The sequence below is a fragment of the Paraburkholderia sp. 31.1 genome (assembly GCF_014397645.1).
Lineage (GTDB): Bacteria > Pseudomonadota > Gammaproteobacteria > Burkholderiales > Burkholderiaceae > Paraburkholderia > Paraburkholderia tuberum.
The window spans coordinates 15,870-37,546 of sequence record NZ_VZQN01000009.1; the positions used below are offsets into that span (position 1 = coordinate 15,870).

The window sequence follows — 21,677 nt, forward strand, 5'->3', positions numbered from 1 at the left end:
GAGCGTGGGGACTGAGCCCGCGGCAAGCAGCGTCGCGCGATCTATGCTCTAATTTTCGGCAACGGCGGCGCCCTCTTTGCGGCGCCGCTTCGACGAACAAAGGAGCCAGGATGATCGACGTCTATAGCTGGGCGACCCCGAACGGCCACAAGATTCATATCATGCTCGAGGAAACGGGCCTACCCTACAACGTGCATGCCGTGAACATCGGTGCCGGCGACCAGTTCAAGCCGGAATTTCTCGCCATCAGTCCCAACAACAAGATTCCCGCGATCGTCGATTCCGAAGGTCCGAAGGGCGCCGACGGCCGGCCCTTCGCGCTATTCGAATCGGGCGCGATCCTGATTTATCTGGCCGAGAAAACCGGCAAGTTTCTACCGAGCGATCCGGCCGCGCGCTACGCGGCACTGCAATGGCTGATGTTCCAGATGGGCGGCCTCGGTCCGATGCTGGGGCAAACGCATCACTTCCGCGTGTATGCACCCGAGCAGATCGAATACGCGGTCAATCGCTACACCAATGAGGCGCGACGTCTGTACGGCGTGATGGACACGCAACTCGGCAAGACGCGTTACCTGGCCGGCAATGACTATACGATCGCGGACATCGCCGCGTTTCCGTGGACCCGTTCGTGGAAAAACCAGGGCATCGAGCTCGATACCTTGCCGAACGTGAAGCGCTGGCATGAAGAGATCGCTGCGCGGCCGGCGGTGGTGCGCGGCGTCGACGTGCTGGCGTCGGCGCGCGCGCCGCTGATGGACGACAAGGCGAAAGAGATCCTGTTTGGCGCGACGCAGTACGCGAAACACTAGTTTCGGCCGTCTCGCTGACGCGGCTCGACACAAACAGAAAGCGCGAGCGGCATGCCTGCCGGCTCGCGCTTTTTCATTTCGTCTGCGAAGGGAAAACGCTAGAAATAATGCCGCGTGATGAACTCCGCGACGCACACCGGTCGTTCGCTGCCCTGACGCTCCAGCGTCACGTTCCACGCGAGTTGCACACCGCTGTTGTCGACGTCGGTCACCGACTCGACGGCGAACTTCCCGCGCAGCGACGACCCCACTGGTACCGGCGACATGAAACGCACGCGGTTCAAGCCATAGTTGACGCCCATGCGCTGCTCGATCTTCACCGTTTTGCCGAGCAAAGCCGGAATCAGCGACAGCGTCAAAAACCCATGCGCGACCGGGCCGCCAAACGGCGATTCGCGTTTGGCCCGCTCGGGATCGATGTGAATCCACTGATGATCGCCGGTTGCCTCGGCGAAACGGTTGACCCTCTCCTGATCGACGCTCAGCCATTGGCTGACGAGCGGCTCGGCGCCGATGAGCGCGCGCAAAGCACCCGCATTGTCGAAAGCGACTAGCGTCGCCGCGCTCGCCGTCATGCCGCCGCTCCCGGATTGCGCAGGCCGAACATGCCGTTCGAGCGCACGGTGATCACCGTTTCGCCGTGCTGATTGATGCCCTCCCAGCGTGTCGACACGATGCCGCGATCCGGCTTGCTCTGCGACACGCGCTTGTCGACGATGACGTTCATCATCGTGATCGTGTCGCCGACTCGTACCGGCTTGAGCCAGCGGATCTCGTCGATCCCGGGCGAACCCATCGATGTCGAATCCGCCAGTACCTTGCGCACGAGCATGCCCATCATTACCGAGCAGGTGTGCCAACCACTCGCGACGAGGCCGCGGAACGGCGATTCGGCCGCGGCGGCTTCGTCGAGATGAAACGGCTGCGGATCGAACTTCTGCGCGAACTCGACAATCTCCTCGCGCGTGAACATGTGCTTGCCGATTTCGCGGCTCGAGCCCACTTCCATGTCTTCGAAACTGATTTTCATCGTGCACCTCCTTTGTCCGGTGGAACGGCCCGATCAGTCTTCGGCGACCGCAAATCCGGGCAGCGTGGCAAACCGCGCGAGATGATGATCGACGTCGCCAAGCGTGGTCTCGATGATCGCGAGGCGCTTGAACAGATGCGCGGCCGCCACTTCGTTCGTGACACCCATGCCGCCGTGCAACTGCACCGCCTGTTGACCAACGAAACGCGCGGCCTGGCCGACCCGAACTTTTGCCGCGGAGATCGCTCGACGGCGCTCGTTCGCGTCTTCACTCGCGTGGCGCATCGCGGCCAGATACGTGATCGAGCGCGCCTGCTCCGCGTGGATCAGCATCTCGACCATGCGATGCTGCAACGCCTGGAAACGCGCGATCGGCTGGCCGAACTGCTGGCGCGTTTTGGTGTACTCGACGGTGGCGTGATTGAGCGCGTCGAGCGCGCCGAGCGCTTCCGCGCACAGCAGCAGCGTGCCGTAGTCGGCGATCTGCTCGAGGGTTGCCGCCCCCGCGTGTTTGCCGGCGAGCCGGCGCGCGGGCGTGCCATTGAATTCGAGCGTCGCGGCGCGTTGACCGTCGATCGTGCGGTACTCGGTGAGCGTGACGCCGGCCGCGTCACGCGCGACGACAAAGAGTGCGATCTCGCCATCGAGGCGCGCCGGCACGATCCAGTGGTCCGCCTGCGCGCCGTGCAGCACGACCGATTTGGTGCCGCTCAGCGTGTGCTGCGCACGCTGCCCGCTCGCGGTCGTCGCGACGTCGAACAGATCGTAGCGCGCATGCGGCTCGTGAAACGCCACGGCCAGCCTGGCTTCGCCCTGGGCCGCCCGTTCGAGCAGCGCGGCATCTTCGCCGTCGCCGGCGCCGGCAAGGCGCAGCGCTTCGATGCCGACCGCGGTCGCCCAAAACGGCTCGACGACGAGCGCACGGCCGAGCTCCTGCATGACCACGAGCATGTCGATCGGACCACCGTTGAAGCCGCCCTGCGTTTCGGGCACCGGCAACGCGGTCAGCCCCAGTTCGGTGAACGCGGCCCAGTGCACAGCCGATACGCCCGCCTCCGAGCGCACGATCTGCTGGCGCGCTTCGAAGCCGTAGCTCCTGTCGAGATAGCGGCGCAGCGCATCGGCAAATTGCTGTTGTTCGTCGTTGAAAGTGAAGTCCATGCGCCGCTCCTCAAAGTCCGAGAATCATCTGCGCGATGATGTTCTTTTGAATTTCGTTCGAGCCGCCGTAAATCGACGTCTTGCGGAAGTTGAAGTAGTACGCGGCAAGCGGCGCGGCATCGTCGTCGCCGGCAAGACTGTGCTCGCGTTCGCCTTCGAGGAACGGCACGTCGAACGGCGCGGCCAGCGGGCCGATTGCTTCGAACATCAGCTCGGTGAGCCCCTGTTGCACTTCCGTGCCCTTGATCTTCAGCATCGACGCTTCCGGGCCCGGGCCGCGACCGCCCGCCTCGTTGGCTACCACCCGTTGCACGGTGACTTCCAGCGCCATCAACTCGATTTCGAGACTCGCTACCTTCGCCGCAAACACCGGATCGTGCAGCAGCGGCTTGCCGTTCTTTTTCTGATTCAGCGCGACACGCTTCAGAAACGCCAGCTCACGCTTCGACGCTCCGACTCGCGCAATGCCGGTACGCTCGTGGCCGAGCAGATATTTCGCATACGTCCAGCCGCGATTTTCTTCGCCGACGAGATTGTCGACCGGCACTTTGACGTCCTCGAAGAACACCTCGTTGACTTCGTGATCTTCGTCGAGCGTGATGATGGGCCGCACCGTGATGCCCGGGGTTTTCATATCGATCAGCAGGAACGAGATGCCCTCCTGCTTTTTGGCGCCGCTGTCGGTGCGCACGAGGCAGAACATCATGTCGGCGTGCTGGCCGAGCGTGGTCCAGGTCTTCTGGCCGTTGACCACGTAATGATCACCGACGCGCTCCGCGCGGGTGCGCAGCGACGCAAGGTCGGAACCCGATCCCGGTTCCGAGTAGCCCTGACACCACCAGTCCGTGCCGTCGAGAATACGCGGCAGATAGTGGCGCTTCTGCGCCTCGTTACCGTACTTCATCAGCACCGGCGCAACCATCGACACACCGAAAGGCAGCACGGAAGGTGCGCCGATACGCGCGCACTCTTCTTCCCAGATATGTCGTTGCGTCGCGTCCCAGCCGGGGCCGCCGTATTCGCGCGGCCACGCGACTGCCGACCAGCCTCGCGTGCCGAGCAGCCTGTGCCAGCTTGCGAAGTCTTCGCGGGAAAGCCGTTTGTGATTGAGAACCTTGTCGCTCAGCTCGCGAGGCAGATTCGCTTCGAGCCAGGCGCGGATGTCGGCGCGGAACGCGTCTTCAGCGGGGGAATAGTCCAGATTCATGCGTAGTGTCTCCTGGCCGCCACCGCCCGGCCGCCTGGAGCCACCGCGCTATTGCAGTGGTTCCTTCAGCGCAGCTGGGACCGGCAGCGGCATCACTTCGATGCCTTCCTCGACCAAGGCACGCGCATCCTCCGGTGTCGTGACACCGCGAATACTGCGCACAGGCGCTTCGTTGTAGTGAATGCGTCGTGCTTCCTCGGCGAAGCGGTCGCCCACGTTCTCCGTTTTCTCCAGTACCTCGCGCAGCGCGCGCATCATGTGCGCCTGCATTTGCTCCACGCCCGCCGGCGCCTTGGAGTCGGTCGCGCCCGACAGATTCAGACGCGGTGCCGAAGGCAAACGGCTCACCTCGTTCGCACCGCAGATCGGACATTCGACGAGCTTGCGGGACTGCTGCGACTCGAAGTCATCGGTCGAAGCGAACCAGCCTTCGAACCGATGGCCATGCGGACACTGTAAATCGAGGACCTTCATGTGGAATCAGGGCTTGCGTGCCAGTTTAGCGCAAAATGGAAATTTGTGAACGATCGTTCGCAAAACTTTAGAGCCGGCGTGCAACCGCCAGCGGCCGCAAGGGAATATGACGCGGGTGGGCGATTTTAACGCTTTACGGCAGGTGCTGCCGAAGGCGGCCCGGCTAGTAAGCGGTGCCACATCTGCTCCGCTCTACGGCCCGCTTGCGGCGCACTGCTACGCCACGAGATTGCTCAGTTGACGGCTCACACGCGGTTCAATCTGACGGGCCTCCTTCGTCAGATTGATCTGCTTCGCGAGTTTTGCGACATCCGCCACACCGACCTCAATCTCGTACCCGCCGCGCGCGGTCAGCCATTCGAGCACGTCCGCCAGATGCCACACCGATGCACTGCCTTCGTGGACCGGTGACGGGAAGTCGATTGCGTTGTTCAGCATCAGCTTGCGCATGTTTTGCCGCGACACGCCGGCCACCTCGGCCACGTCGGTCAGCCCTACGAAGTCAGGTCCCGCCTCGATCAGCTGCGCGGACGGCACCGCACCTTTCACGTCCTTGAGCGCGCTGGTGACAGCCGCGAGCGCGCTCGCGCCTTCACGGGTGAAAAGCAGCCCGAGGCGGCCGGGTTGCCCGACGCCAATCGTGGCGTCGTCGCACCCCGCTTCGCCCAACCGCTCGACGATTGCGTCTGCATCGCATTCTTCCGCGGCGAGGCGGTATTTCAACGTGAACACATATTCCATACGTTACTCCTGTCTTCGTTGAGCCCAGGTTGTTGCGATTCCTGCTTGATACCTGCTTGATACCTGCGTGATACCTACGAACCCACTAGCGCCGTGCCGTGCAGTTGCCGACGATGCGCCGCAAGTGCCTGGCGTGATTGCCGGCATTCTTCGGCGTACTCCAGACGCTCGATATACAGAACTCCCCGCAACGACATTCGGCGTCTCTGTACGGGCAATGGATTTTTCCCCACGCATGACCTCTTCCGCCGTCCTGAACGCGCCAGCCGTGCTGCTCCGCGTATGCCAATGCGGCCTCGATCTCTTTCTTCATGTGCCTTGCTCGAACCATCGAGACCTCCAATTTAGTCGCTCCAGCACAGGTTGTCAATTGACAACCTGTGCTGGAGCAGAAATGAGATCACTGCGATCTTTAACTTCAGTCATCCAAAACAAAATCGACGACGAATTCGGTGATCGAGAGGTTCATATTAGCCGGCCGCCGGCGCCACGACGAGCCAGCCAGATGGCATAGGAGACGGCTTATTTTTCGAGCCAGAAAGAAACCGCGAAGCCAATGAAAAGCCCCTGCCGGTCATCGACCAACAGGGGCTCCGTTCACCTGCAACGCGGATCAGCTATCGGGCAGACCCGAACTTATACCGTTTCGGGCGCCTCGGTCGGCCACGTACCCGACAGCACTTTCTCGAGCCAGAAGGTACCGATGATCGTCTTCACATCGGTGATCTTGCCCGTGCGCACCCACTCGGATACCTGCTCCACGGTCGCGGTGAAAAGTTCGAGAAACTCGCCTTCGTCGAGGTTGTGCTCACCCGCGGTCAAGCCCCGCGCGAGATAGATATCAATGAATTCGGTCGAGTAAGAAATGATCGGGTGAATCCGAGTCAGGTACACGTACTCGCGCGCGGTATAGCCGGTTTCCTCGCGCAGTTCCCGGACCGCGCAGGCCAGCGCGCCCTCGTTCGGGTCGAGCTTGCCGGCCGGATATTCGACCATCACCTTGCCCATCGGATAGCGATACTGACTTTCGAGCAGCACGCGAGCGTCGTCGAACAAGGGGATCACCATGACGGCGCCCGGATGCTGAACGTATTCGCGCGTTGCCTGTTTGCCGTCGGGCAGTCGGACCGTATCGTACTTGACCGTCATGAACGGTCCTTGATGGACCGTCTTGCTGTCGATACAAGTCTCGGTTAGCGCGGCGTCGTGATTGGGAAGCTCAGCCATGTGCGGACCTCAGAACAGCCAGGCGCGCGCGACGGCGGGACGCCGTCAGCGGCGTTTGACGAGATATTGGAAGGTAAAGCCGGGGAAAGCGAACACGACGAACAGCGCGAACGTGATCGCGTAGAACTGCCAGCCCTGCTCGAAGCGATTTCCCGCGCGCGCTTCGAGCAAAAAGCCCAGCGCGCCGACCACGAAATACAGCACGATCAATTCGGCAATCCGGAGCCAGGCGCTTTTCTTCGCCGCTTTCAACGGCACCGCGGCGAAGAGGCGCTGATTCAGGAACGGCAGGTTGGCGCCGACCAGCGCCAACAGCACGATAAACCAGCCCGCAGCGGACATCAGAGCAGCAGCGTGTGCTGGATCGCCTGCAAGCAGGCGCGCAACAGCGGATCCGGCACGATACCGAGCACCAGCACGGCGACGCCGTTCAACGCGAGCAACGCGCGCGTGCTCGTGTCCGCCACGATCGGCGACTTGTCTTGCGGCTCGTCGAAGTACATCAGCTTGACGATACGCAGGTAGTAGAACGCGCCGAACAGCGACGTGATCACGGCGAGCACGGTGAGCCAGGTCAGGCCGGCGTTCATCGTCGCTTGCAGCACGGCGAGCTTCGCATAGAAGCCGACTGCCGGCGGAATACCCGCGAGCGAGAACATCATGATCATCATCACGAACGCGAATACCGCGCTGCGCTGATTGAGGCCCTTGAAGTCCTCCAGCGTGTCCGCTTCGAAGTCGCGGCGCGCGAGCAGCATGATGACGCCGAAGGTGCCGAGCGTCGTGATCAGGTAGACGATGCTGTAGAACATCGCCGAGCCGTACGCGTTCGCGGCGCCCGTGGTCTTCTGGTCGACCACGCCGGCGAGCAGGCCGAGCAGCACGAAGCCCATGTTCGAGATCGCCGAATACGCGAGCATCCGCTTGACGTTGCGCTGCACGATCCCGGTGATGTTGCCGACGATCAGCGACAGCGCCGCCAGAATCACCAGCATCTGCTGCCATTCGACCGCCAGCGGCAGCAGGCCCATCACGAGGAAACGCAGACCCCACGCGAACGCCGCGACCTTCGGGCCGCCGCCGACGATGAGCGTCATCGCCGTCGGTGCGCCCTGGTACACGTCAGGCACCCACATATGGAACGGCACCGCACCCATCTTGAACGCCACGCCCGCCACGATGAAGATGACGCCGAACAGCAGCACGGTCGGATCGTAGTGGCTCGTGCTGATCGCCTTGAACACTTCGTTCAGGTCGAGCGAGCCGGTCGCGCCATACAGCATCGAAACACCGTACAGCAGGAAGCCGGAAGCCAGCGCGCCGAGCACGTAGTACTTCATCGCCGCTTCGTTCGACGACGCCACTTCGCGACGCAGCGCGATCACCGCGTACAGCGACAGCGACATCAGTTCCAGACCGAGATACAGCGTCAGGAAGTTATTGCCCGAGATCATCACGATCTGGCCGAGCAGCGAGAACATGCCGAGCAGGAAGAAGTCGCCGCGGAACAGGCTACGGTCTTCGAGGTAGCGACGCGAATAAACGATCGTCACCGCATAGCCGAGCGACACCACCGCCTTCATCACATTGGCGAACGGATCGACCACGTACATGTGATCGAAGAAGTAATGCACTTGCGGGTCGAACGCATTGATCGCGAACCAGATCCCGGCGACGAGCGTCGAGAAGAACGCGATGAAATACGTGGTACGGCGACCCTCCTGGCCGACGAACGTGTCGTTGAGCCACGCGATGACAATGGCGGACATCACCAGTGCGTCGGGCAACAGAGCAGTCATAGGGGCGTTTTGCATGGTCTTAAATTCCTCCGCTCGTCGTTACTGAGGCAACGGCAGCTTCGATTGGGCAACGTGGGAGAGGAGGTTTTCCACGGATACGTGCATCACATCGGTAAAGGGCTTCGGGTACAGGCCCATGAACAGCGTCAGTGCGGCGAGCACAGCCAGCATGAAAAATTCGCGACGGTCGATGTCGAGCAGGTTCTTCACATGGTCGTTCGCGACCGCGCCGAAGTACACACGCTTGTACATCCACAGCGTGTAGGCCGCGCCGAGAATCAGCGTGACTGCCGCGCCACTCGCGATCCAGAAGTTGTACTGGACGGAAGCCAGAATCACCATGAATTCGCCGACGAAACCAGAAGTGCCCGGCAAGCCGCAATTCGCCATCGCGAACAGCATGACGAACGCCGCGAACTTCGGCATCACGTTGACGACGCCGCCGTAATCGGCGATCTGACGCGAGTGCATGCGGTCGTACAGTACGCCGATGCACAGGAACATCGCGCCCGACACGAAACCGTGCGAGATCATCTGCACGATCGCGCCTTCCGCGCCGAGCTGATTGAAGATAAAGAAGCCGAGCGTGACAAAGCCCATGTGCGCGATCGACGAATACGCGACCAGTTTCTTCATGTCGGCCTGCACCATCGCGACGAGACCGATGTAGATCACCGCGATCAGCGACAGCGTGATGACGACCGGTGCGAGGAAATGGCTCGCATCAGGCGTGATCGGCAGCGAGAAGCGCAGGAAACCGTACGCACCGAGCTTCAGCATGATCGCGGCCAGCACGACCGAGCCGCCGGTCGGCGCTTCCACGTGCGCGTCCGGCAACCACGTGTGCACCGGCCACATCGGCACCTTCACCGCGAAGGCCAGGAAAAACGCGATAAACAGTAGCACCTGCGGCGTCATCGCGATCTGCGCATGCTGCCACGTGGCGATGTCGAACGAGCCGGTCTGGTTGTACAGATAGATCAGCGCAACCAGCATCAGCAGCGAGCCCGCCAGCGTGTACAGGAAGAACTTGAATGCCGCGTACACGCGGTTCGCACCGCCCCACACGCCGATGATGATGTACATCGGGATCAGCGTCGCTTCGAAGAACACGTAGAACAACAGGCCGTCGGCCGCGCTGAACACGCCGACCATGATGCCCGACAGGATCAGGAAGGCCGCGAGGTACTGGCCGACGTTCTTCGTGATCACTTCCCACGCCGCGATCACGACGATCACCGTGATCAACGCGGTCAACGCAACGAACCACATCGAAATGCCGTCCACGCCGAGGTGATACGTGATGTGGAAGCGCTCGATCCAGTTCGCCTGCTCGACGAACTGCAGCTCGGCGGTGCTCGAATCGAAGCTGGTGATCAGTGGCAGCGTGACGAGGAAGCTCAGAACCGAGCCGATCAGCGAAATCCAGCGCGCGGGGGCGGGGTTCTCGTCGTTGCCGATCGCGAGGACCAGCAGACCGAAGAAGATCGGCAACCAGATCGCGATGCTCAGAATCGGATAAGCGTGCATGGGTGTCCCTCGCCTTATTTGCCGCCGAGCGTTACGAACAGGGTCAGGAGCCCCAGCATGCCGATGATCATGGCGAACGCGTAGTGGTAGATGTAGCCGGATTGGAGGAAGCGGATCACGCTCGCGAACCAGCCGATAAAGCGTGCGCTGCCGTTGACGATGCCGTCGATCACGACCACGTCGCCTTCCTTCCACAGACCCCGGCCAATGGCCACCGCGCCTCGCGCAAACACGACTTCGTTGATCTTGTCCATGTAGTACTTGTTATCGAGCAACGTGTAGATCGGGCCGAATGCGCGCTTGATGACAGCGGGCAGATCCGGACGGACCAGATACAGGAACCATGCGACCACCACGCCTGCGAGCGCGAGCCACACAGGCAGGCCCGACACCGAGTGCAGACCCATCGACGCCCAGCCCTGGAACTCTTCGGTCATCTCATGCAGCGCCGGATGGTTCTCGCTGATGTAGATCACCTTGTCGAACGCGACGCCGTGCTGGAAGAAGTCGCCGAACAGCATCGGACCGACGCCGATCGCGCCGATCACGATCGACGGAATCGCCAGCAGCACGAGCGGCACCCACACGACCCACGGCGTTTCGTGCGGCTCGTGAGCGTGGTCGTCGTGACCATGACCATGGTCGTCATGCCCATGCGACTCGGCCTCCGCGCCCATCGGCGATTCCGGGTGCTTCGGATTGCGGAAGCGCTCCTCACCGTGGAACACCATGAAATACATACGGAACGAATACAACGCGGTCACGAACACGCTTGCGACCACCGCGAAGTACGCGAAACCCGAGCCCGGCAGATGCGACAGTTTCACCGCGTCGATGATCGAGTCTTTCGAGTAGAAGCCCGAGAAGAACGGCGTGCCGATCAGCGCGAGCGAACCGATCAGCGACGTGATCCACGTAATCGGCATGTACTTGCGCAGGCCGCCCATGTTGCGCATGTCCTGATCGTGATGCATGCCGATGATCACCGAACCCGCGCCGAGGAACAGCAGCGCCTTGAAGAACGCGTGCGTCATCAGGTGAAACACGGCGACCGAATATGCCGACGCGCCGAGCGCGACCGTCATGTAACCGAGCTGCGACAGCGTGGAATAAGCGATCACACGCTTGATGTCGTTCTGGACGATCCCGAGGAAACCCATGAACAGCGCGGTAATCGCACCGATGACCATGACGAACGACAGCGCCGTATCCGACAGTTCGAAGAGCGGCGACATGCGCGTGACCATGAAGATACCGGCCGTCACCATGGTCGCCGCGTGAATCAGCGCGGAGATCGGCGTCGGGCCTTCCATCGAGTCCGGCAGCCACACGTGCAGCGGGAACTGAGCCGACTTACCCATCGCGCCGATGAACAGGCAGATGCAAGCCACCGTCAGCAGGCCCCAGTCGGTACCCGGGAAGTTCAGCGCCGCGAGTTCGGTACGCTTCGCGAAGACTTCGCCGTAGTTCATCGAGCCGGCGAACGCGAACAGCAAACCGATGCCGAGCAGGAAACCGAAGTCGCCGACGCGATTCACGATGAACGCCTTCATGTTCGCGTAGATCGCACTCTCACGCTTGAAGTAGAAGCCGATCAGCAGGTACGACATGAGACCCACCGCTTCCCAGCCGAAGAACAGCTGCAGGAAGTTGTTGCTCATCACGAGCATCAGCATCGAGAACGTGAACAGCGAGATGTACGAGAAGAAGCGCTGGTAGCCGTCGTCGTCGGCCATGTAGCCGATCGTGTAGATATGCACCATCAGCGACACGAAGTTCACCACGCAGATCATCATCGCGGTCAGCGAGTCGACCAGGAAACCGACTTCGAGCTGGGTCTTGCCGATTGACATCCATTGATAAACGGTAGCGTTGAAGCTCGCGCCGTCCATCACCTGGAAAAAGACCATGACCGACAGGATGAACGAAATCGCGACGCCGAGGATCGTGACCGAATGCGCACCCGCCCGCCCTATCGCCTTGCCGAACAGCCCCGCAATCAGGGAACCAGCGAGCGGTGCCAGCGGAATTGCCAACAGCAGGTTTTCATTGAGTATCGTGGACATAACCGCTTTTCCTGAAATTAACCTTTGAGCTGATCGAGATCCTCGACATTGATCGTGTCGAGACTACGGAACAGGGTCACCAGAATTGCGAGACCGATCGCCGCTTCGGCTGCCGCAACCGTCAGCACGAAGAAGACGAAAATCTGGCCATGCACGTCGCCCAGGTAGTGCGAGAACGCGATGAAATTGGTGTTCACCGCGAGCAGCATCAGTTCGATCGCCATCAGGATGATGATGACGTTGCGGCGGTTCAGGAAAATGCCGACGATGCTGATCGCAAACAGGATCGCGCCGAGGACAAGGTAATGGGCAAGGGTCAACATGATTTCTATCTCCTGTCCGCTCAGCTGTTCTTGGCCGGCGCCGAGTCGGCTGCTGCTGCAGCTGCCGCGGCAGCCGCGGCAGCCGCCTGTTCCGCAGCGAGGGTCGCCGCGGTTTTCTCTGACGGCATCTTCACAACGCGCACGCGGTCCTGCACGCGCACCTTGACCTGTGCGCTGACGTTCTGACGCTTGCTGTCCTTCTTGTGGCTCGTGGTCAGCGCGATCGCCGCGATGATGGCAACCAGCAGGATCAGGCCGGCAATTTCGAACGCGAAGATGTAGTCGGTATAGATGACCTTGCCGATCAGGCGCGTGTTCGACCAGTCGCCCATGCCAGCGGCAGCCGCGGCCGTGTCGTGCAGCGCCGTGGTGGTCGCGCCGTAGCCGTGCCACAGGATCAGCGCGGTTTCGATCACGATGATCGCGCCCACCGCCGAGGCCATCGGCACGAAGCGTTTGAAGTCCTTGCGCAGCACGTCGAGATTGACGTCCAGCATCATCACGACGAACAGGAACAGCACCATCACCGCGCCGACGTAGACCAGCACCAGCAGGATCGCGAGGAACTCGGCCTCCAGCAGCATCCAGATCGCCGCTGCGTTGAAGAACGCCAGCACGAGAAACAGTGCGGACGACACCGGGTTGCGCGAGGTGATCACCTTCAGCCCTGAAATCACCAGGAGCAGCGCGAAGATGTAGAACAGTACGGTCGTGAATTCCATGATTACCGGTTCATCGTTAGGCCATCGTCAGGCATTGTTCTTTGGCACCCGTGGCTGGCAAAAGCGGACGAAACCGCCAGAACCGCCACACAGGTGCGCCGTGCCGCGGCGTTCAGGCCGCGGCGGTCGGCCCGACAGCAGGCCGTGTTACTGCTTTTACTGCCGCATTTGCAGCAAGCGGGAAAACGCTTCAACGATACGGTGCGTCGGCTGCCTTGTTGGCGGCGATTTCTGCTTCGTAGCGGTCGCCAACGGCTAGCAGCATTTCCTTCGTGAAGTAAAGGTCGCCGCGCTTCTCGCCGTGATACTCGAGAATGTGCGTCTCGACGATCGAATCGACCGGGCAGCTTTCTTCGCAGAAACCGCAGAAGATGCACTTGGTCAGGTCGATGTCGTAGCGCGTCGTGCGGCGCGTGTTGTCCGCGCGCGTTTCCGATTCGATTGTGATCGCGAGCGCCGGGCACACTGCTTCGCACAGCTTGCACGCGATGCAGCGCTCTTCGCCGTTTTCATAGCGGCGCAGCGCATGCAGACCGCGGAAACGCGGCGAGATCGGGGTCTTCTCTTCCGGGAACTGCACGGTGATCTTGCGCTGGAACGCGTAGCGTCCGGTCAGCGCGAGGCCTTTCAGGAGTTCCGTGAGGAAGAAAGTCTTGAAGAAGTTTTGGATTGCGGTCATAGGTTCGTCCGCCCTTTATTTCCAGATGTTCAACGGCGACATGATCCAGAAGCCGACCACCACGAGCCACACCACGCAGACCGGAATGAAAATCTTCCAGCCGAGACGCATGATCTGGTCATAGCGGTAGCGCGGGAACGTGGCACGCGCCCAGATGAACACCGACAACAGGAAGAAAACCTTGGCGACGAGCCAGACGATGCCCGGGATGAACGACAGGAACCCGAACGGGGCGCTCCAGCCGCCGAGGAACAGTGTTGCAGCCAATGCCGAGATCACGATCATGTTGATGTACTCGGCGAGGAAGAACAGCGCGAACGCCATACCCGAGTAATCGATCATGTGGCCCGCGACGATTTCCGATTCGCCTTCCACCACGTCGAACGGGTGACGGTTCGTTTCCGCGATGCCCGAGATGAAGTAGACGACGAACATCGGCAGGAGCGGCAGCCAGTTCCAGGACAGGAAGTTCAGGCCGTGCGAGGCGAAGAAGCCCTGCTCCTGCGAGCCGACGATGCCCGACAGGTTCAGCGTGCCGGCCGTCATCAGCACGACCACCAGCGCGAAGCCCATCGAGATTTCGTACGAGACCATCTGCGCGGCGGCGCGCATCGCGCCGAGGAACGCGTACTTCGAGTTCGACGCCCAGCCGGCCAGAATCACGCCATACACGCCGATCGACGAGATCGCCATCGCGTATAGCAGACCCGCGTTGATGTCACCGAGCACCGCGCCCGCCTGGAAAGGAATCACCGCCCAGACCGCGAAGGCCGGCACCACCACCATGATCGGCGCGATCATGTAGATCCAGCGGCTTGCCTGAGCGGGCTGGATCACTTCCTTCAGCAGCAGTTTCAGCACGTCGGCGATCGGCTGCAAGAGCCCGGCGGGACCGACGCGGTTCGGACCGAGACGCACATGCATCCAGCCGATCAGCTTGCGCTCCCACAGGATCAGGTAAGCGACGCACAGCAGGATCGCGACGGCCACCACCAGGATGCGCACGAGCGCCCACACCGTGGGCCATGCCACACCGAGAAGTTGGGCGCCGCCCGAGTTGATCGTATCGAACAAGCTCATTTACGCCTTCTCCACCACCAGTTCACCGAACAGGCTGCCCAGCGCTGCACCGGCAGGCGTAGCCGCCGATACGCGGACGACCGTCTCCGCAAGATTCGCATCGCGCACGGCCGGCAACTGCACCGCTTGCTCGCCCTGACGAACGCGCACCGCGTCGCCCTCTTTCAAACCCAGTTTGTCGAACAGCGCAGCCGGCAGGCCGACCGAATTCGCCGTACGGGCCGCCGCGGTCAGATGCAGCGACTCCGCGCGACGCACGAGCGCATCGGCATGATAGATCGGCACGTTCGCGAGACGCTCGAACTTGCCTTCCGCCGCCTTCGCGGCCCGGCCGCGCGTCACCGCGACGCTGGTGCGGTTCGATAGACGCGACTTCAGCTCGCCGTCGCCGAGCGCGGCCGCACGCACTTCTTCGACCGTGTCGTATTCGAAGCCCGGCGCGCCGAGCAGGCTGCCCAGCACGCGCAACACCTTCCAGGCCGGACGCGTGTCGCCGAGCGGACGCACGACGCCGTTGAACGCCTGCACCGTGCCTTCGGCATTGACGAACGTACCGCCCGATTCGGTGAACGGCGCGATCGGCAGCAGCACGTCGGCATAGTCGGCGCCGGTCTGGAACGGCGACATCACGACGACCATTTCGGCCTGCTTCAGCGCCGCAAGCGCCCGCGCCGGATTGGCCGTGTCGAATTCCGGCTCGAGATTCAACAGCAGATAGCCCTTGCGCGGCTGCTCGAACACTTCGCGCGCGTTCAGACCGCCTTCGCCCGGCAGCGCGTTCACGAGGTGCGCGCCGACCGTGTTGGCCGCTTCGGTCAGGAAACCGAGCGTTGCACCGGTTGCCTCGGCAATCCATTGCGCTGCGGCGTGGATCGCCGCGAAGTCCGGATGACGGACCGCTTCGTTACCGAGCAGCACGACGCGATGCTCGCCGGTGGTCAGCGATTTCGCGATCTGCTTGTGCGCGTCCGTCGGCTGTGTGCCGGCGAATGCTTCCGGCAATGCGACGCCCTTCGCTTCGCCCACCGCACCGGCGATGCCTGCCAACACCTCGAGCCATGCCGACGGCGCCGCGACCACGCGTTGCGCCTGAGGGATCATCGCGTCGTCGTTGGTGGCCTGGAGCAGCGTAAGTGCCGAACCGCCTCGTGCGACCTGGCGCAAACGCGCGGCGAACAGCGGATGGTCACGGCGCAGATCCGAGCCGATCACGAGCGCCGCATCGACGTTCGACAGATCGGCGATCGTGCCGCCGAGCCACGGCGCGCCAGTAACGGGCGCCGAGAAATCCGACTGACGCAGACGGAAGTCGACGTTCGGCGTGCCGACCGCTTGCGCGATCTGCTTCAACAGGAACAGTTCTTCGACGGTGCTGTGCGCGCTCGACAGCGCCGCGAGCGCGTTCGCGCCGTGGTCGCCCTTGATGCCCTTCAGACCCTTGACCACGTACTCGAGCGCTGTCTGCCAGTCGGTTTCGACCCACTGGCCGCCCTGCTTGAGCATCGGTTTGGTCAGACGCTCGGGGCTATTGAGGCCTTCGTACGAGAAGCGGTCCTTGTCCGAAATCCAGCACTCGTTGATCGCTTCGTTTTCGAACGGCAAAACGCGCATCACGCGATTGTTTTTCACCTGCACGATGAGGTTCGCGCCGACGGAATCGTGCGGGCTCACCGACTTGCGACGCGACAGCTCCCATGTACGGGCGCTGTAGCGGAACGGCTTGCTCGTGAGCGCGCCGACCGGGCACAGGTCGATCATGTTGCCCGACAGCTCGGAGTCGACCGTCTTGCCGACGAACGACGTGATTTCCGCATGCTCGCCGCGGCCCAGCATGCCGAGTTCCATCACGCCCGCGATTTCCTGGCCGAAGCGGACGCAACGCGTGCAGTGGATGCAGCGCGACATCTCTTCCATCGAGATAAGTGGGCCCACGTTCTTGTGGAACACCACGCGCTTTTCTTCGCTGTAGCGCGACGACGACTTGCCGTAACCAACGGCGAGATCCTGCAGCTGGCATTCGCCGCCCTGGTCGCAGATCGGGCAATCGAGCGGATGGTTGATCAGCAGGAATTCCATCACGGCTTGCTGTCCCTTCACCGCCTTGTCCGACTTGGTGCGTACGATCATGCCGGCCGACACCGGCGTCGCGCACGCGGGCACGGCCTTCGGCATCTTCTCGACATCGACCAGACACATCCGGCAATTGGCCGCAATCGACAGCTTCTTGTGATAGCAGAAGTGAGGAATGTAGGTGTCGACCTTATGCGCAGCCTGGATCACCATGCTGCCTTCAGGCACCTCGACTTTCTTGCCGTCTATTTCCAGTTCAACCATGATGGTCAATCTTCCTTAACCTGTTACCGCTCAATCGTTCGCGTGTTCATCGCCCGCTTCGGGCGATGAATCCTGCGGTTGAGGTGTTCGTCTGGTAGTTATCCGTCAGCCAAACCTGTCGGCCCGACTCAGGCAGCCACGGTTTCGGGCGCCGCCGCCATGCCGGCATGACCGCCGACGAGGCAATGCTTGTGGGCGACGTGATATTCGAATTCGTCCCAGTAGTGCTTGAGCATGCCCCGGACCGGCATCGCGGCCGCGTCGCCGAGCGCGCAGATCGTGCGGCCCATGATGTTTTCCGCGACGGAGTTCAGCAGATCCAGATCTTCCTGGCGGCCGAGACCATGCTCGATACGATGCACGACGCGATACAGCCAGCCCGTGCCTTCACGGCAAGGCGTGCATTGACCGCACGACTCTTCGTAATAGAAGTACGACAGGCGCAGCAGCGAGCGCACCATGCAGCGCGTCTCGTCCATCACGATCACTGCGCCCGAGCCGAGCATCGAGCCGGCCTTCGCGATCGAGTCGTAATCCATATCGGTCTGCATCATCATGTCGCCCGGAATCACCGGCGCCGACGAACCACCAGGAATCACAGCCTTGATCTTCTTGCCGCCACGCATGCCGCCGGCGAGTTCCATCAGCGTCGCGAACGGCGTGCCGAGCGGAATTTCGTAATTGCCCGGACGCTCGACGTCGCCCGACACCGAGAAAATCTTCGTGCCGCCGTTGTTCGGCTTGCCGATTTCAAGGTAATTCTGCGGGCCGATGGCGAGCAGGAACGGCACCGCCGCGAACGTTTCGGTGTTGTTGATCGTGGTCGGCTTGCCGTACACGCCAAAGCTCGCCGGGAACGGCGGCTTGAAGCGCGGCTGCCCCTTCTTGCCCTCGATCGATTCGAGCAGCGCGGTTTCTTCGCCACAGATGTACGCGCCGTAACCGTGATGCGCATGCAGCTCAAACGAAAAGCCAGAGCCCATGATGTTGTCGCCGAGGAACCCGGCGCGGCGAGCTTCTTCCAACGCTTCTTCGAAGCGCTTATAGACTTCCCAGATTTCGCCGTGAATATAGTTGTAGCCGACCGTGATGCCCATCGCGTACGCGCCGATCGCCATACCTTCGATCAACGAATGCGGATTGAAGCGCAGAATGTCGCGGTCCTTGAACGTACCCGGCTCGCCCTCGTCCGAATTACAGACGAGGTACTTCTGGCCCGGGAACTGACGCGGCATGAAGCTCCACTTCAGACCGGTCGGGAAGCCCGCGCCGCCGCGGCCGCGCAGACCCGACCCCTTGACGTCGGCGATCACCTGCTCGGGCGCGATCTTTTCTTCCAGGATACGGCGCAGCTGGGCGTAACCGCCGCGCGCCACGTAATCTTCGAGATGCCAGTTGTCGCCGTTCAGGCCGGCGAGAATCAGCGGTTTGATGTGACGATCGTGTAAAGACGTCATTTCGAAAGTTCCTCGAGCAGCTGGTCGATCTTCTCGCGGCTCATGAAGCTGCACATGCGTTGGTTGTTCACCAGCATCACGGGCGCGTCGCCGCACGAACCCATGCACTCACCTTCTTTCAGGGAGAATTTGCCGTCGGGCGTGGTTTCGCCGAAGTCGATGCCGAGCTTCTGCTTCAGGTATTCAGCGGCGCTTTCGGAACCGCCGTCCGGGCCGAGCTGGCACGGCAGGTTCGTACAGAGCGTGATCTTGAACTTGCCGACCGGCGAGGTCTCATACATCGTGTAGAAGGTCGCTACCTCCTGCACGGCGATTGCCGGCATGCCGAGATAATCCGCGACGAACTGCATGAGTTCGGGCGACAGCCAGCCATGCTCCGTTTGAGCAATGGCCAACGCCGACATCACGGCGGACTGTTTCTGATCCGCGGGGTACTTTGCGACCGCACGATCGATTTCTTTCAGGCCTTCAGCTGAGATCATTTTCAGACACGACTCTTTCAATTCCTACCGAACGAAAACCTGTCGCTCACGTCATACTGCGACAGACCCGGCGTTCCTTTGCTTGACCCGCGTGGCGGTGCGACGACCGCAGACGCGCGTCGATGAATACGTCCTAGCGATCCACTTCGCCGAACACGATGTCCTGCGTGCCGATGATCGTCACGGCGTCGGCGATCATGTGGCCGCGCGCCATTTCGTCGAGCGCGGACAGGTGCGCATAGCCCGGGGCGCGGATCTTCAAACGATACGGCTTGTTGGCGCCGTCCGAGATCAGATAGATGCCGAACTCGCCCTTCGGATGTTCGACTGCGGCATACGCCTCGCCTTCGGGCACATGGAAGCCTTCGGTGAACAGCTTGAAGTGGTGGATCAGATCTTCCATGTTCGACTTCATGCCGACGCGCGACGGCGGCGCAACCTTGTGATTGTCCGTCATTACCGGGCCCGGATTTTTGCGCAGCCACTCAATGCACTGTTTCGCGATACGCGTGGACTGGCGCATTTCTTCGACGCGCACCAGATAGCGGTCATAGCAGTCGCCATTCACGCCGACCGGAATGTCGAAGTCGAGCTTGTCATAAACCTCATACGGCTGCTTCTTGCGCAGATCCCACTCGATGCCCGAGCCACGCAGCATCGCGCCGGTCATGCCGAGCTGCAGCGCGCGCTCCGGGCTGACCACGCCGATACCAACCAGACGCTGCTTCCAGATCCGGTTGTCGGTGAGCAGCGTTTCGTATTCGTCGACGCACTTCGGGAAGCGCGTAAAGAAGTCGTCGATGAAGTCGAGCAGCGAACCCTGACGGTTTTCGTTCATCTTCGACAACGCCTTCGCATTGCGAATCTTCGACGCCTTGTATTGCGGCATTGCGTCAGGCAGATCGCGATAGACGCCGCCCGGGCGATAGTAGGCCGCGTGCATGCGCGCGCCCGACACCGCCTCGTACACGTCCATCAGGTCTTCGCGCTCGCGGAACGCATACAGGAACACCGCCATCGCACCGACGTCGAGCGCGTGCGAGCCAATCCACATCAGGTGATTCAACACGCGCGTGACTTCGTCGAACAGCACACGAATGTATTGCGCGCGCAGCGGCACGTCGATGCCGAGCAGCTTTTCAATGGCGAGCACGTAGCCGTGCTCGTTGGCCATCATCGACACGTAGTCGAGACGGTCCATGTACGGCACCGACTGGATGAACGTCTTGCTTTCGGCGAGCTTTTCAGTCGCGCGATGCAGCAGACCGATGTGCGGATCGGCGCGTTGGATCACTTCGCCGTCGAGTTCGAGCACGAGACGCAACACACCGTGCGCTGCCGGGTGCTGCGGACCAAAGTTGAGCGTGTAGTTCTTGATCTCTGCCATGACGTTCTCTTAGTGTTTCAGACCGCCATAGCGATCCTCGCGGATCACGCGCGGCGTGATTTCCCGCGGCTCGATCGTCACCGGCTGATAAACGACGCGCTTCTCTTCCGGGTCGTAACGCATCTCGACGTAGCCGGAGACCGGGAAATCCTTGCGGAACGGATGACCGATGAAACCGTAGTCGGTCAGAATGCGGCGCAGGTCCGGGTGACCTTCGAAGACGATGCCGTACAGGTCGAACGCTTCGCGCTCGTACCAGTTGACCGAATTCCAGATATCGACGACGGACGGCAGGATCGGCATGTCGTCGTCCGGCGCGAACACGCGCAGCCGCAGACGCCAGTTGTTTTGTACCGACAGCAGATGCAGCACTGCCGCAAAACGCGGGCCGTCGTAAGCGCCTTCGGCATAGGTCTGATAATCGACGCCGCACAGGTCGACACACTGCTCGAAACCGAGCGAGCGATCGTCGCGCAGACGCTTTGCCACGTTGAGGTAGTCGCCGGCCTTGACGACGATCGTCAATTCACCGACCGACTCGGTCACGCTCAACAGGAGGCCGCCAAAGGCCGCCTCGAGGTTCGCTTTCAGGGTCTCGAGTTTGCTTGCCATATTGTGGGGAGGCGTTGGCCTTATTGACGGGCGATGGTGTTAGTGCGGCGAATCTTGGCTTGCAGCTGGATCACGCCGTATACCAGCGCTTCCGCCGTGGGCGGACAACCCGGCACGTACACATCGACCGGGACGATCCGGTCGCAGCCGCGCACCACCGAGTATGAGTAGTGATAATAGCCACCGCCGTTCGCGCATGAGCCCATCGAGATCACCCACCGCGGCTCCGCCATCTGGTCGTAAACCTTGCGCAGAGCGGGCGCCATCTTGTTGCACAGCGTGCCGGCGACGATCATCACGTCCGACTGACGCGGACTCGGACGAAACACCACGCCGAAACGGTCGAGATCATAACGGGCAGCGCCCGCATGCATCATCTCGACCGCGCAGCACGCAAGACCGAACGTCATCGGCCACAGCGAGCCGGTGCGTGTCCAGTTGATCAGTTTGTCCGCCGTAGTGGTGACAAACCCTTCCTTCAAGACCCCTTCGATACTCATTTGCTTTCCACTCCAGACGGGGCGGCAAGCCTGGCCACCCACGCAAACCGGCGA

The 21,677-nt window shown here is 61.7% G+C and carries 23 protein-coding genes; 1 reads left to right on the forward strand and 22 read right to left on the reverse strand.

Features of this window, described 5'->3' with window-relative positions; genetic code table 11:
- Window positions 1-110: 110 nt before the first annotated feature.
- Window positions 111-812 (forward strand): glutathione binding-like protein, encoded by a 702-nt coding sequence (locus F6X37_RS08320; RefSeq protein ID WP_018420032.1) that lies wholly within the window; start codon window positions 111-113, stop codon window positions 810-812.
- A 98-nt stretch (window positions 813-910) separates the two neighbouring features.
- On the opposite strand, the gene F6X37_RS08325 is transcribed toward F6X37_RS08320, so the two are convergent.
- The 22 genes from F6X37_RS08325 to F6X37_RS08430 all read right to left on the reverse strand — a co-directional run bounded on the left by F6X37_RS08325 (window position 911) and on the right by F6X37_RS08430 (window position 21,623).
- Window positions 911-1,387, reverse strand: coding sequence for a MaoC family dehydratase (locus F6X37_RS08325; protein ID WP_187610960.1), 477 nt, complete (start codon window positions 1,385-1,387; stop codon window positions 911-913).
- Window positions 1,384-1,842, reverse strand: coding sequence for a MaoC family dehydratase (locus F6X37_RS08330; protein ID WP_090803790.1), 459 nt, complete (start codon window positions 1,840-1,842; stop codon window positions 1,384-1,386). Before F6X37_RS08330 ends, F6X37_RS08325 begins: the two co-directional genes overlap by 4 nt.
- A 33-nt stretch (window positions 1,843-1,875) precedes the next feature.
- Window positions 1,876-3,003, reverse strand: a complete 1,128-nt coding sequence (locus F6X37_RS08335) for an acyl-CoA dehydrogenase family protein (RefSeq protein WP_187610961.1) — start codon at window positions 3,001-3,003, stop codon at window positions 1,876-1,878.
- 10 nt (window positions 3,004-3,013) lie between these two features.
- Entirely contained in the window at window positions 3,014-4,210 is a 1,197-nt protein-coding gene (locus F6X37_RS08340) for an acyl-CoA dehydrogenase family protein (RefSeq protein ID WP_090803787.1), read from the reverse strand.
- A gap of 48 nt (window positions 4,211-4,258) precedes the next feature.
- Window positions 4,259-4,684: a DUF1178 family protein gene (locus tag F6X37_RS08345; protein WP_184045929.1), complete on the reverse strand. Its 426-nt coding sequence runs from the start codon at window positions 4,682-4,684 to the stop codon at window positions 4,259-4,261.
- Window positions 4,685-4,900: 216 nt separating this feature from the next.
- Window positions 4,901-5,425: a helix-turn-helix transcriptional regulator gene (locus F6X37_RS08350; RefSeq protein ID WP_184059308.1), complete on the reverse strand. Its 525-nt coding sequence runs from the start codon at window positions 5,423-5,425 to the stop codon at window positions 4,901-4,903.
- A gap of 85 nt (window positions 5,426-5,510) precedes the next feature.
- Window positions 5,511-5,756: a hypothetical protein gene (locus tag F6X37_RS08355; protein ID WP_090805657.1), complete on the reverse strand. Its 246-nt coding sequence runs from the start codon at window positions 5,754-5,756 to the stop codon at window positions 5,511-5,513.
- A 305-nt stretch (window positions 5,757-6,061) separates the two neighbouring features.
- Window positions 6,062-6,652, reverse strand: a complete 591-nt coding sequence (locus F6X37_RS08360) for an NUDIX domain-containing protein (protein ID WP_187610962.1) — start codon at window positions 6,650-6,652, stop codon at window positions 6,062-6,064.
- 45 nt (window positions 6,653-6,697) lie between these two features.
- On the reverse strand, window positions 6,698-6,994 hold the full coding sequence (locus F6X37_RS08365; protein ID WP_018420024.1) for a DUF2818 family protein: 297 nt from the start codon (window positions 6,992-6,994) through the stop codon (window positions 6,698-6,700).
- Window positions 6,994-8,466, reverse strand: a complete 1,473-nt coding sequence (gene nuoN, locus F6X37_RS08370; protein ID WP_187610963.1) for an NADH-quinone oxidoreductase subunit NuoN — start codon at window positions 8,464-8,466, stop codon at window positions 6,994-6,996. The genes F6X37_RS08365 and nuoN overlap by 1 nt, the downstream gene beginning before the upstream one ends.
- A 24-nt stretch (window positions 8,467-8,490) precedes the next feature.
- Window positions 8,491-9,981, reverse strand: a complete 1,491-nt coding sequence (locus F6X37_RS08375) for an NADH-quinone oxidoreductase subunit M (RefSeq protein ID WP_090803779.1) — start codon at window positions 9,979-9,981, stop codon at window positions 8,491-8,493.
- A gap of 14 nt (window positions 9,982-9,995) precedes the next feature.
- Complete coding sequence (gene nuoL, locus F6X37_RS08380; RefSeq protein WP_187610964.1) at window positions 9,996-12,047, reverse strand: NADH-quinone oxidoreductase subunit L; 2,052 nt, start codon at window positions 12,045-12,047, stop codon at window positions 9,996-9,998.
- Window positions 12,048-12,064: 17 nt separating this feature from the next.
- The gene (gene nuoK / locus F6X37_RS08385; protein ID WP_187610965.1) at window positions 12,065-12,370 is read right to left on the reverse strand and encodes an NADH-quinone oxidoreductase subunit NuoK; all 306 of its coding nucleotides are present in this window, start codon (window positions 12,368-12,370) and stop codon (window positions 12,065-12,067) included.
- Between the two features lie 20 nt (window positions 12,371-12,390).
- Window positions 12,391-13,092: an NADH-quinone oxidoreductase subunit J gene (locus F6X37_RS08390; RefSeq protein WP_187610966.1), complete on the reverse strand. Its 702-nt coding sequence runs from the start codon at window positions 13,090-13,092 to the stop codon at window positions 12,391-12,393.
- A gap of 190 nt (window positions 13,093-13,282) precedes the next feature.
- Window positions 13,283-13,771, reverse strand: coding sequence for an NADH-quinone oxidoreductase subunit NuoI (gene nuoI, locus F6X37_RS08395; RefSeq protein WP_090803773.1), 489 nt, complete (start codon window positions 13,769-13,771; stop codon window positions 13,283-13,285).
- Window positions 13,772-13,786: 15 nt separating this feature from the next.
- Complete coding sequence (gene nuoH, locus F6X37_RS08400; RefSeq protein WP_187610967.1) at window positions 13,787-14,851, reverse strand: NADH-quinone oxidoreductase subunit NuoH; 1,065 nt, start codon at window positions 14,849-14,851, stop codon at window positions 13,787-13,789.
- Window positions 14,852-17,185 carry an NADH-quinone oxidoreductase subunit NuoG gene (gene nuoG, locus F6X37_RS08405; protein WP_187610968.1) on the reverse strand — a complete coding sequence of 778 codons (2,334 nt, stop codon included), beginning with the start codon at window positions 17,183-17,185 and terminating at the stop codon, window positions 14,852-14,854.
- A gap of 128 nt (window positions 17,186-17,313) precedes the next feature.
- Window positions 17,314-18,642, reverse strand: coding sequence for an NADH-quinone oxidoreductase subunit NuoF (nuoF, locus tag F6X37_RS08410; RefSeq protein WP_187610969.1), 1,329 nt, complete (start codon window positions 18,640-18,642; stop codon window positions 17,314-17,316).
- Window positions 18,639-19,124, reverse strand: a complete 486-nt coding sequence (gene nuoE / locus F6X37_RS08415; RefSeq protein WP_187610970.1) for an NADH-quinone oxidoreductase subunit NuoE — start codon at window positions 19,122-19,124, stop codon at window positions 18,639-18,641. The genes nuoF and nuoE overlap by 4 nt, the downstream gene beginning before the upstream one ends.
- Before the next feature lie 133 nt (window positions 19,125-19,257).
- Window positions 19,258-20,511, reverse strand: coding sequence for an NADH-quinone oxidoreductase subunit D (locus F6X37_RS08420; RefSeq protein WP_090803765.1), 1,254 nt, complete (start codon window positions 20,509-20,511; stop codon window positions 19,258-19,260).
- A gap of 9 nt (window positions 20,512-20,520) precedes the next feature.
- Window positions 20,521-21,123, reverse strand: a complete 603-nt coding sequence (locus F6X37_RS08425) for an NADH-quinone oxidoreductase subunit C (protein ID WP_090803764.1) — start codon at window positions 21,121-21,123, stop codon at window positions 20,521-20,523.
- Between the two features lie 20 nt (window positions 21,124-21,143).
- Window positions 21,144-21,623 (reverse strand): NuoB/complex I 20 kDa subunit family protein, encoded by a 480-nt coding sequence (locus F6X37_RS08430; protein WP_006052903.1) that lies wholly within the window; start codon window positions 21,621-21,623, stop codon window positions 21,144-21,146.
- Window positions 21,624-21,677 lie beyond the last annotated feature (54 nt).